Annotated in this window: 10 protein-coding genes; 2 read left to right on the top strand and 8 right to left on the bottom strand. The window is 45.7% G+C overall.

Annotated features, from left to right (window positions below; all coding sequences use genetic code 11):
- Positions 1–128 precede the first annotated feature (128 nt).
- Entirely contained in the window at positions 129–1,037 is a 909-nt protein-coding gene (locus C557_RS0104225) for an ArsR/SmtB family transcription factor (protein ID WP_018750581.1), read from the top strand.
- Positions 1,038–1,202: 165 nt separating this feature from the next.
- A complete protein-coding gene (locus C557_RS0104220) occupies positions 1,203–3,443 on the top strand; it encodes a helix-turn-helix domain-containing protein (RefSeq protein ID WP_018750580.1) in 2,241 nt (746 codons plus the stop codon).
- Between the two features lie 75 nt (positions 3,444–3,518).
- Here C557_RS0104220 and C557_RS0104215 read toward each other — a convergent pair whose 3' ends face one another.
- The 8 genes from C557_RS0104215 to C557_RS22900 form a co-directional block, all read right to left on the bottom strand.
- A complete protein-coding gene (locus C557_RS0104215; protein ID WP_018750579.1) occupies positions 3,519–5,096 on the bottom strand; it encodes an extracellular solute-binding protein in 1,578 nt (525 codons plus the stop codon).
- Between the two features lie 93 nt (positions 5,097–5,189).
- Positions 5,190–6,083, bottom strand: a complete 894-nt coding sequence (locus tag C557_RS0104210; protein WP_018750578.1) for a carbohydrate ABC transporter permease — start codon at positions 6,081–6,083, stop codon at positions 5,190–5,192.
- Positions 6,084–6,101: 18 nt separating this feature from the next.
- Entirely contained in the window at positions 6,102–7,061 is a 960-nt protein-coding gene (locus C557_RS0104205) for an ABC transporter permease (protein ID WP_026263289.1), read from the bottom strand.
- A gap of 349 nt (positions 7,062–7,410) precedes the next feature.
- Complete coding sequence (locus C557_RS24820; protein WP_018750576.1) at positions 7,411–7,581, bottom strand: hypothetical protein; 171 nt, start codon at positions 7,579–7,581, stop codon at positions 7,411–7,413.
- Between the two features lie 5 nt (positions 7,582–7,586).
- Positions 7,587–7,919, bottom strand: a complete 333-nt coding sequence (locus C557_RS0104195) for a PadR family transcriptional regulator (protein ID WP_018750575.1) — start codon at positions 7,917–7,919, stop codon at positions 7,587–7,589.
- Between the two features lie 156 nt (positions 7,920–8,075).
- Positions 8,076–9,419 carry a NosD domain-containing protein gene (locus tag C557_RS0104190; protein WP_085979047.1) on the bottom strand — a complete coding sequence of 448 codons (1,344 nt, stop codon included), beginning with the start codon at positions 9,417–9,419 and terminating at the stop codon, positions 8,076–8,078.
- A gap of 17 nt (positions 9,420–9,436) precedes the next feature.
- Positions 9,437–10,405 carry a LacI family DNA-binding transcriptional regulator gene (locus C557_RS0104185; RefSeq protein WP_018750573.1) on the bottom strand — a complete coding sequence of 323 codons (969 nt, stop codon included), beginning with the start codon at positions 10,403–10,405 and terminating at the stop codon, positions 9,437–9,439.
- 31 nt (positions 10,406–10,436) lie between these two features.
- Positions 10,437–11,876 carry a glycoside hydrolase family 32 protein gene (locus tag C557_RS22900; RefSeq protein WP_018750572.1) on the bottom strand — a complete coding sequence of 480 codons (1,440 nt, stop codon included), beginning with the start codon at positions 11,874–11,876 and terminating at the stop codon, positions 10,437–10,439.
- Positions 11,877–11,886 lie beyond the last annotated feature (10 nt).

The raw sequence follows: 11,886 nt of genomic DNA, 5'->3' as shown, positions 1-11,886 counted from the left end.
GCGTAAACATATATTTTATTGCTTCTCTTTATCTCTACAGCCATCAAGCGCAAATGTTGTGAGCTTGTCAAAAAATTAATATTTGGTTAATATATTTATTAATCAAATTAATGACAAGGTGGTTAACTATGAAGCTTGACCTTACAGATAAATCGCTTCCCGTATACGAAGCGCTCTCCAGCCCCGTACGCTTGCACGTGCTGCGCCTGCTGGCCGAGCGTCCAATGAATATTAAGGAATTGGCCAAGGCAGTTGGCCTATCCAGTGCGATCATGACGATGCATGTCCGCAAGCTGTCCGAATCCGGGCTTGTAGACACCGAGATGATGCCAGGCAAGGGCGGTCTGCAAAAAATTTGCTCGCTTGCCGTCTCCGGTGCGGAAATTCAATTTCCTAGAGAAGCGGCATCCCAGCGTTTAAGCCACCGTATGGAAATCCCGGTCGGCCATTACTCCGATTTTTATATCGAGCCAACCTGCGGTCTGGCTACAACAGACAAGCTGATCGGCAACTTTGACGATCCCCGCTATTTCTGGGAGCCGGAGCGGATCAATGCCGCCATCCTTTGGTTTGGCAAGGGCTTTATTGAATACAAGGCCCCCAACTATTTGCTATCAAGCCAGGAACCGCAAGAGCTGGTGTTGATTATGGAAATTTCGTCCGAAGCCCCCGGAACCAACAACCACTATCCCTCTGATATCACCTTCTCCTTTAATGAAAAAGTAGTAGGAACGTGGACCAGTCCCGGCGATTACGGGGATACGCATGGCAAATACACCCCTGACTGGTGGCCCCGCGAGATTAATCAATATGGATTGCTGAAGCAATTGCGGATTACGGGCGAGGGCACTTTCATGGACGGGATAAAGCTGTCGGAGGTAACTTTAGAAGAAATCAACATCCGGCGTAAACAATGGACATTTCGGCTATCCGTTGAGGATGACGCCCTTCATCCTGGCGGGTTAACCTTGTTTGGCAAAGGGTTTGGCAACTATAACCATCATATGATTCTCGAGCTGTTCTACACCGAAAAATAGCAGGCAACCGCATGTGTGCACTTTTCTAGCCTTTGTGTACATACGGAAGGTACGATTTGTGCACTTAGTTTTAATTTATACACTCGCATTAGCTTGAATGGCTCCACTATAATGATTTTGCTTGCAGCTTCAAATGATTTACGAACGATTCAGGAGGCGATGACAATGGGAATTAACGATATGCGCAAACAGAGAAAATTATACAGTAAACTGCTATTGACCATTACTGCCTGCATATCGTTAACGTTATTGTTGACCACTTTAATGTACTACACCTACTACACCCGGGTAGAAAAAACAGAAGCCTTTCGTTCCGATTTGAACAACCTGTCGCAAACAAGTCAGGAGGTGATTCGTTTAACCGAAAGTGCGCAATCGCTTTCATTCCAGCTATATCGCAATTACACCATTTCCAAGCTGCTGTTGTACAGCAACCCTGATATCTATGAGGTTACGGCCGCAATGAATGAATTACGCAATTATTTAAGCTCGATCCCTTTTATAGATTCCATTTATGTCTATAATCCCGGCAGTCCCCACATTTATATCGCTACCTCAACGAACTCTCTGGTGTCGCAAAATGGCGTAGTCCATGAAAGTGAGCTTGTTGATAAGGAAATTCTGGATTTGTTGAACAGCACCCGAAGGGTGAAGCCCTTTACGCCCATCCCCCGTTCCTTTTCTACGGATGGACACCAGACAACTTCCGTCTACTCTTTTCTTTGCTTCGACACGGTGAACTGGAACGAGCAAACGAATTCAGCGATTGTCGTCAATATTTCAGCGGATTGGATTAATCGTGGAGTATCCAGCTCTGGCAGCAACAGCAGCATCTACCTGATCGACGATCAGGACCGGCTGCTTTCGGGGGTGAAGCTGATAGAAAACCCGTTGACGCCCGCCGAAAAGCAATGGCTTAAAGAGAATATCCTGGATCAAGACGCCGGTTATTTGGTGCAGGACTTCCGTGGAGAAAATGCGCTCATTTCATATACGGCCCCGGATAAATTGGGTTGGCAATACATGCGGATTACTCCTTATCGGGAAATTGCCCAGCAAACCAGCAAAATCCGCAACACAACCTTGATCATCGCCGCTAGCATTTTGTTAGCTGGCGCGGTAATCTCCAGCTATTTATCCAAGCGTCTCTACAAGCCCATCAGCCACATCATGCTTGAGATGAACAAATTGGCCAATGAAAGAAGAGACAATATGTACACGTTGAAGCAAAATGCGCTGCGCCATTTAGTGCTGGGTGATCATCCGGGAAAACGGCTGCAAAGCCTGCAATCGTTAGGCATTAACCTTAACCTGAAAAACGGCTATCATCTTATCCTGCTGCGCATTGACCATTATAAGGAATTGCTAGAAATGCAGGGCTCCTATATTCACCCGTATAAGTTCGCGATTATGAATATTGCGACAGAAGTTTGTGGAGCAAGCTACCGGCCAGAGGCCGTGGATATGAACGATGACAGCATTCTGCTGCTCCTTAATCTGACTGCATGGAGCCATTCATCACCAACGAATAACGATCACGATAACTTGGAAGATTTACTGCATCAAATCAGAACCGCCTGCTTGGAATATTTGAAGATCAGCATCACCTCGGTATATGGCGCACTTGAACATGATGCCGATTCTATCAACCGGCAATATCTGACCGTAAGAGAAGCTGCACCATATCGACTGTTCTATGGACATGGCAGTGTCATGAACGCAGCGGAATTGTCCACAGCCCAACATCCTGTTGATGACTACACCTATCCAGCCGAATGGGAGAAGAAAATGGTAGAGGCCTTAATCAGCGGAAAAGCCGAGGAGGCTGTGGAACATGTAGCGAACATTCTGAACGAAACCGCCCATTTCACATATGATGTTGTACAATTTGCTTATTCCCGGGTAAAGCTAGCCGTCCAATCTGTCATAGACAACATACGCAAGCGCGGGGTGCTCCCCTTGGAGGGACTCACAAAAATCCCTGACCTGGATGAGGTGGAGACGATCCCTGAGTTGCAGACGGCCTTTCTGCAATTATTTGAAGAAATTTGTGGCCAATTCGCTGAGAAGAAAAACACCAAGCAGCATGATCTGGTACGCCGGATTAACGAAAAGATACAACGGGATTTCGCTGATCCCAATCTCAATCTGAACCAAATTGCCAATGAATTGGGCATGTCTGCGGTTTATATCAGCCGCCTCTACAAGCAACATACTCTGTTCTCCATTATGGATGTTGTAATGGACACCCGTTTAAATGAGGTGTGCCGGCTGCTTAAAGAAACGGACTTGCCCATCGCTGCCATCGCTGAACAAACCGGCTTTACCAGCAGCTCTTATCTGCATCGAACCTTTAAGCGAAACTATAATGTAACACCTAATGAATACCGTCATTCGACACGATAAACCGTACATAAACAGCGCGTGCCCATTGGAATATGGGCACGCGCTCGTTTGCCATGCATGAAGAACTATTTACTTTTATTTGGCGATTCCGCTTTCTTCTACATAAGCCAGCCATTGCTTGGTATACTCCGTTTGAATTTTCTCCAGGCCTGCTTGCTTGGCCTTTTCCATAAATAAGGCTACCCCTTGTTCAACATCATCAACAAGACCGGCATATAACGGATACAGGTACTGCTTTTCAACTTGCTCCAAAGCCGCTTTTTCCGCCTGATAGGCTGTAAAGTCTTCAGCAAAGCCCAGGAATTTATCCGGGGTCTGATATTGGTCAAGCTCGTCAAATATTTCCTGGATGTTGTCGTATGATTTGTCAAACAGCATATATTCGGGATTTCTCCACGCCCAGCCGTTCATCGCTTCACGAGGGAAGCCATTCGTGTTGCTTGTTCCCACCATCTTGTAATAGCCACTTTCAACGTTATAATGTGTGCCTTCCATCCCATACTGGGTTAATTGATTATAACGCTTGTCAAGCACCAGCTTCTCATAAAACGCCAATGCGCGCTCCGGATTTTTGCTATTCTTCGGAACCGCAAATCCGTTATGAATCGGATGAACCGGTGGAGCAATTTTCGTTGTCGTCGCATAAGGCACGTAAGCAAGGTCCCATTCCGGATGAACCGCTTCCATTTTCATTTTTGCATCGTTATATTTCGTTGGATTAAGACCAAATACACTCGCTGCTTTACCCGAAGGGAAAACATCCGTACCATCATCCTTGGAGTTCAGAACGTTTTTCGGGATCAGACCTAGATCCTGCCATTTTTTATAAAGCTTCAGCTCTTCGATCATTTCCGGAGATCCCCAGTATTGAATCACATTGGCTGGATCTTCATATTTAATATTCAGGCCATACGGAACATCGGAACTAATACTCTTGTTAAGATCCATATAAGTCCAGTGAAGGGCTTTCATATCACTGTTCATAAACACGGGCAGGATATTGGGTTCACTTTTTTGAATACCTAACAAAAATTGTTCATAGGAAGCCAAATCAGTAGGAACAGGCAGATTGTGTTTTTCCTGCAAATCCTTGCGATAGGTAAACCCGCCGGTGACAAACTCTTTATACGTGGCTGGCATGGTGTATATTTTTCCGTCCACCTTTACGGCATCCCAGAAATCCGCGGGAACAAATTTCTGCAACTCTGGCGCCGTCTTTGGCAGCAAATCGTCCAGGGCCATAAACGCCCCCTTCTTGGCATAGGAGGAATATTGGGTCCAATCCGCAGTATAGATCAAATCAATGGATTGGCCGGTAGAGAGCAGCAGCTTATACTTCTGATCCCAATCCGTCCAGGTCGTATAATTGAATTTTACGGTGGTATTCAGCTCTTCCTCAGCCATCTTGTTAATTTCACTTTCAATCATGGACAGGTCCTTTGGTGCATTTCCCAACATATAAAGCTGAAGCTCTACCTTTTTCGACGTATCGATGGCAGCGGAATCGGCCGGCTTCGGCGATTCTCCAGCTCCGTTTGCTTCTTGAGCCTGATTGCCGCCTCCATTATTTCCGCCGCCGCATGCGGCGAGAAGGGCCAATATCAGCAGAGACGCGAGCAATAACACACCACTTCTTCTTTTTTTCTTCCCCATTGTGAAACCTCCCTTAAAATGATCTTACTCTATGTTAGCCGGACGCTCCGATCTCTCCCAGATGCTACAGGATAATCCGGTTCTAACCGCTCGTTAGCCTTTTACGGCCCCAATCGTCAATCCCTTGACGAAGAATCGCTGAATAAAGGGGTACAGCAACAAAATCGGGCCGGTAACGACAATGGCCATCGCCATTTTCATGGATTCTGTTGGCATATCTCCGGCAAGCGTAACTCCTGTGCTTATTCCCATCTGAGCCATGAAGTTGGACGAGTTAATGACATTGTATAGATAGAACTGAAGTTGGTATTTATGTGTATCATTGATGAACATCGATGATGAGAACCAGTCGTTCCAGTAATGCAAAGCCAGGAATAGACCGACCGTGGCAATGCCCGGCATGGCAAGCTTTAATACAATTTGCCAATAAATTCGGAAATCGCCCGCTCCGTCAATTTTGGCGGATTCATACAATTCCTCCGGCACCGCGGACTTGATAAAGTTCTTCATCAGGATGATCAAAAACGGCGTCATGAGCGAGGGAACAATTAAGGCATAATAAGAATCCATCCAGCCCAAATATTTTGTGATCAGCATATACCACGGCACCAGCCCTCCCCCGAACAGGGTCGTAAAGTAAATGTAGAAGGAGAAGCCATTGCGGGCCTTAAAATCTTTTCTGGATAGCACATAGCCTGCCATGGTCATGCAAAATAGTCCTAAACAAGTCCCTATAATCGTTACGGTGGTTGTTACTCCATAGGCTCTAAGCACTTCTTCCGGGAAACGGAAGACCGCCTGATAGCCTTCAAGCGAAAATTCACTAGGGATCAAATGATACCCCTCTCTGATAATGGCATGGTTGCTCGTCAAAGAGGCGGAGATAATCAGTACGAAAGGGAGCAAGCACACCAGGGAAAATAAAATAACTACTGTATAGGCAATCGCTTTAAACAGCTTCGTATAGCCATCAGCTTTAATGGTCATTCGTGTATCCCTCCTATACTAGAATAAAGCGTATTCATCGTTAATTTTGCGAATAATGTAATTGACTGTCATGATTAGCACAAAGCCGAACAAGGATTGATACAAGCCGGCAGCCGTTGCCATCCCCATATCGAAGGTTACTTTTAAGGAACGGAAAACATAGGTATCAATAATATCTGTTGTATTGTAGAGAAGCCCGTTATTGCCGACAAGTTGATAGAACAGATCAAATTGTCCCTTCATAATGCTTCCTAATGCGAACAACAGCAGCACGACAAAGGTTGATTTCAGCATCGGCAACGTAATGTACCATATTCTTTGGAAAATATTTGCCCCGTCAATCTGAGCCGCTTCATAGTATTCACTACTGATGCCTGTAATCGTCGCCAAATAAATGACCATATTGTACCCTATATTTTTCCACAGGAAGAAGAAAATGATCAGGAAAATCCATAATACCGGCTTACTGTAAACATCTACCTTCTCCATCCCGAAAGACGTGAGCATCGAGTTAAAGAAACCGTTATCATAATTAAAGATGTTGTATACAATGACACTTAAAATAACGAAGGATACGAAGTAAGGCAGAAACATAACGGATTGCGTAATTTTCTTGAACCATTTGCCGCTCAGCTCGCTCAGCAAAATGGCAACGAATATAGCTAGTCCGTGACCCAAGAAAATAAAGGCGATATTGTAGCCGATCGTATTTAACGTTAATTTGGTCAAAGTTCCTGATTTCCATAAAAATTCAAAATTTTCCAGACCTATAAACGGGGCATTAAACATCGTCGTATTGAAATCAAACCGGGTAAAAGCATAGTAAATCCCGATCATCGGAAAGTAGCTGAATATTAGAAAAAAGATAATGGTCGGGAGCAGCATTAAATAGAGCACCCGGTTTTTTACAAGCTCTTGCAGTATGCCTTTTTTCTTCTTCAGGTATAGCCTATTTTCCTTTTGTGGTTTCATACGCATGGGTGCAGCGGCGGGCGAGATTCGGTTCAAAGCACTTCACTCCTTTTCTGTCTTTCTGATTGCCTGCCCCTCGGCATTTTACTTAAGAGGCCTGCATCTTATTCCTGGTATTCAATATAAAGCGGAGGAAATTCATTGGATAGTGAAACCTTAGAGCAAAATTGCAAATTCCCGAGAAATGGCATTGAACAAATCCGACTTTTGTAGTGATAAGTGACTTTTTTCGGAAACCTATGAATTATAGGCACAAGCAACACTCCGTTTCTCCAGAATCCCTACGACCCTCCGCTCTATAGATCCCTGTTGGCAAGCACTGATTTTAGTTTGAGCCGAATTATAAGCAAAAAGCTTATCCCATGAGATTGCGGATAAGCCTTTCGCGTTTTTTCTCCAGAATCAGAAGCTCTTTATTGAACGTGCCTGGTGAAGTGGCAATCTGCCCCCACCCTTTTCCATAGGGTCTCCACCGCAGCTTGCCGTCCATAAAATCAAAAAAATAGCGAAATACCGTTTTGCCCATTGCTTCTATCCCTCCTTCATTACGGTCGAAGCTAATTGCATAACCTCTCTTAGACGCTGTAGTTCCTTCTCCACCTTCTGTTTCCCAAGCTCGGTGATCAGGTATTCCTTTTTCTTCCCGTCCGCGTCATGTCCGAAAGGGGCAATCCATGCTTTTTTCACAAGGGTATTGAGAGCACCGTATAAGGTCCCTGCCCCTAAGATCACCCGTCCCTTGGTGGCCTCTTCAATAAATTGCATGATGCCATAGCCATGCTTCGGCTTATACACCGCTAACAGGACAAGGAAGGTGGTCTCCGTCAGTGCCCCTCCTTTAATATTGTCTCTGATAAATACCAACTCCCACGTATTACGTTTACTGTAATAAAAAAAATATATCACTAAACGTAATAACGAATCAATCCCGTTTGGAGTACGCCAAAAAAGTCATAAAAAACACCCTGCCATTACGGCAAGGCGCTTTCCATTTTGAACCCTTATTCAGCTGATGCTTGTTTATACTCCTGGAGCGGGCGTAGCTCTAAAAGCATTTACTGTTCTGTCTATCACAACCTGTGCATCACTTCCTGAATCGAGAATCGTATTTTGCTCCGCAGCCTTTTCTACCCACACTGTCGTGATCGCAAGTGGCTTGGAGGCTTCCGTATTCAGCAAGGCATCAACCTGCGCCGAGAAGCACGAATCACTTGCTTGGGCCTGAACCTCCGTAGCCACCACATGGTTATTGGCAATATAATTTCCACGGCCTGAAGCGATACGTATAATCACAGGTGTTGCCCCTGCCGGCTTGATGTGCTGCGTATTGATAACCTCGGAAAAGTGGTTGGCCATGACCGAATTATGGTTGCCGTTGATATTTACAAGACCATATAAGTCCTCCAAACCGTTGTCAATGCCCAGAAAAGGAGTCCATGGCTCATGATCGCGCAAAAAATGATTGGAAGCAATCAGGTTTTCGGAGCAATTCCCCGCAAATACCACCATGCCCGGATAAAAGGAGTGAAGTCTGTTATTGGTGATGCTGGAACGGGTTACACCCTCAAAATAAACACTGCTGGCGCCCCGTGGAAAGATATTATTAGCTGTAATCAAAAGTCCACCAAAATTCTGCGCATAAATGGAATAGCCCTTAAACCCGGCGCCAATCAGGTTGTCGGTGATTTTGGAAGCCTGTCCCCAACCTCGCAGCTCGATGCAATTGCCGCATTCAGCTATGAAATTATCATGGATGCTCAGTGCATCTGCATGATAAATCGTAAGGCCATGCTCTAAATACACCAACCCCATGCCTGAAATCCGAAATGAATCACACGCGCTTGCCACATAAATTCCCGTCTTTCCGTTCGTGTACGTATTTTCCGGGTTGTCTATTCCTGAACCATCGGCAACAAAGTGCAGACCATCAATACAAAAGTCAGCGAACTCGACGGAGCTTATTCGCGGATTGCCGCTTCGTTCAACATAAAAGGCAGCGCCTTTAGATTCCTCGTCATTCACTGCCGGAGGAAGGTCTACCAGGATGCGGCTTCCGCCCGGCCATAATTCGTGTAAATCCGCATATTCCGCCTCAGGAGTATTGAAGCGAATGCTTGAGGAAGTAAAACCGTGTCCAGCCCCCATAATTTTAAGATAACTGATGTCGATTACGACCTGCGTGCGAAGATGGTAATCGCCTGGCGGAATATAGATAACCGCCCCCGGCTTCCCGCCCTGATTCACATCGGCAGCCGTCTGTCTGCTTTTAATGTCTGCGATGATGCTGTTGATGACTTCGCCAACATCCTCATATGGATTACCAACAGACCACTCTGTAATGTCATAATAATTTTTACCCAGCAGCATTGCTCTTCCTCCTGTCATGGTTCTTCCGTTAGCTGAACATCCAATTCATAAATCAATTGCTCAACTTCCTTTTTGTCTATCAGCTCGACCAGAAGCTCGACGGCTTTCTTGGCCAATTCCTCGTAAGGCTGAACGACGCTGGCAAAGGAAGGATACGTCATCTGCGACATATAGGTTCCATCGTATCCAACCAATCTCAAGGCTTGTGGAACCTCAATGCCCCGCTTCAAGGCTTGTCTAAGTATTGCAATGATCACCATATCTACCGAGAAGATCCCGTCGATGTCCGGGTACTTTGTCAGTATTTCATCCGCCACCTCAATATAGCTGGATAAATCAAATTGATTCCAGGCGAGTTCGTAGGTTGCGCACGGAATTTGATGGCGCTTCATTTCAGCTTCAAAGGAGCGGTAACGCTTATTGGATGGCGTGTCTACCTGTGAATACCCGGCAATTTGCAGAACATTGTTGCAGCCCGCCTTGATCAGGGCATGAGCAGCAAGCCGCCCCCCTTTATCGTGATCCGCTGATACAGTCGGAATTTCCGGGTCCAGATAACGGTCCAGAGATACGATTGGTGCTTTGATATTTGAATAATCAATATCGATGGAGTGACTGCCGATAATAATGCCGTCCACTTTATTCTCTTGCAGCATCTTAATGTAGCCTTTTTCTTTTTCACTTGAATTTACCGTATTGCACAAAATCATTTTCAAGTTTCTGGCATCCAGTTCATTCTCAAGAAATGCCGTGATCGTCGAGAAAAAGGGATGCTTTACATCCGGAATCACGAGGCCGATCAAATCAGTTTTGTTCTTGAATAGATTACGTGCGACTTGATTAGGTATATAATTCAACTCATCAATAGCCTGTTGGATCGTAGCTCTTGTCTTTGCGGAAATATATCCTTTATTGTTCAAATACCGGGATACCGTATTGATGGAAACCCCCGCTTTTTTTGCCACGTCACCAATATTTGCCACGATTGAGCACCCTTTCTCATCTTGCAGCCAATTAATTACGTATTTCACGAATATCTAAGTTTTTGATTGTGTTTGGAGCATCGCTCATCACCGTAATTATTCGCTTGCCTTTTTTCATGAAGCTATTTACAGAGAATATTTTACCTGATTCCACTCCAAAAATCTCCAGGCTGCAAGTATCGGCGTACAAAATTAACGGTTCATTGTCAGCAACCGTCATAAATCTGCCTGATTTTCCAAACGGGTTATTATCACTGAAGTAGTCTACGCGCGTTGGAGAGCAGACAATCCGGTCGGCAGCCCCCTGCTCATTCTGGATGGTCAACGTTAAAGTTCCCTGAAGCTCCGTTCGATCAAGTCTTAGCATAAAGCTCTCCGTTATTTCCGCAGTCAACAAGCGCGCTTCCTTCCAGACAAAGATGTCCTGAAACCGATATTGATTTTTCATATATTGCGTGATTTCCTCCACCGGTCTGAAGCTTAATTCAGAGCCTGTCAAAGTCACTTCCCTGGGCAAGCTCATCGCCCCGCACCACTGGTCTATCTCTGATGTCGGGCCAAAATCTTTCCACCATGACATCCAGCTCCATCCATTTTGCCAAGCGATCATAATTCGCCGACCTTGTGGGTCTGTGGTGGTTTGCGGGGCGTAAAAGTCAAACCCGTGATCAATCACTTCCTCGGATTCCACCCTGAACTTCCCGGTTCCAGCGTCAAAGGTTCCAATCATGTACAGCGTGGTCTTGTCGCCGAGCCCCATTGGCGAAATCAGAAGAACCGCTTGACCATCGATCTGAAAGAAATCGGGACATTCCCACATCGTGCCATAATCGCCTTGATAATCAACAAATGGACCCGAAAGCTCCCAATCGAGCAGATTATCCGAGGTATAGTGCAAGGCGTTTCCTTTCCCCGAAATACTCGTACCGACAATCATATGATACCGGCCATTCTGCTCCCATACCTTCGGATCGCGGAAGTTCTCAGGCGTCACCCCCGGATAATCCGCTTCGATAATCGGATTGCCCGCATACTTCGTAAACTTCACCCCGTCCTCACTGGTCGCCAGACATTGAGTCTGAATGACCTGCCCTTCCCGTTCGACCGTGCCGGTATAGAAGAGATACAGTCGGCCGTCCTTCTCGATCGCGGTCCCTGAGAAGCAACCGCCCTGTTCATGATCGTCATAAGGCTCGCTTGGCGCCAGAGCTACCGGGAGGTGCTCCCAGCGGATCAGGTCTTTACTTTTGACATGGCCCCAATGCATGGCGCCCCAATAAGGGGTGTACGGATTAAATTGATAAAATAAATGATACTCCCCGCGATAGTGAATGAAGCCATTTGGATCATTCAACCAACCCACAGGTGTACAAAAATGATAATTTTGGCGATACGTGCCTTGACTGATTTTATCCCGGTGCTGATTTAGATAAATTGTAGCTTCGGCAATTCTTTGCTCATGCAATTCCAAGCTGATCCCT

The organism is Paenibacillus sanguinis 2301083 = DSM 16941 (assembly GCF_000374825.1).
Classification (GTDB): domain Bacteria; phylum Bacillota; class Bacilli; order Paenibacillales; family Paenibacillaceae; genus Fontibacillus; species Fontibacillus sanguinis.
Note: the sequence above shows the minus strand (reverse complement) of the source record. Positions and strands in the feature narration are given on the sequence as shown.

Bases quoted from the DNA above. Each gene is read 5' to 3' on its own strand.
- C557_RS0104205 (WP_026263289.1), bottom strand. From the start codon at position 7,061: ATGCGTATGAAACCACAAAAGGAAAATAGGCTATACCTGAAGAAGAAA.
- C557_RS0104220 (WP_018750580.1), top strand. From the start codon at position 1,203: ATGGGAATTAACGATATGCGCAAACAGAGAAAATTATACAGTAAACTG.
- C557_RS24820 (WP_018750576.1), bottom strand. From the start codon at position 7,581: ATGGGCAAAACGGTATTTCGCTATTTTTTTGATTTTATGGACGGCAAG.
- C557_RS0104215 (WP_018750579.1), bottom strand. From the start codon at position 5,096: ATGGGGAAGAAAAAAAGAAGAAGTGGTGTGTTATTGCTCGCGTCTCTG.
- C557_RS0104225 (WP_018750581.1), top strand. From the start codon at position 129: ATGAAGCTTGACCTTACAGATAAATCGCTTCCCGTATACGAAGCGCTC.
- C557_RS0104210 (WP_018750578.1), bottom strand. From the start codon at position 6,083: ATGACCATTAAAGCTGATGGCTATACGAAGCTGTTTAAAGCGATTGCC.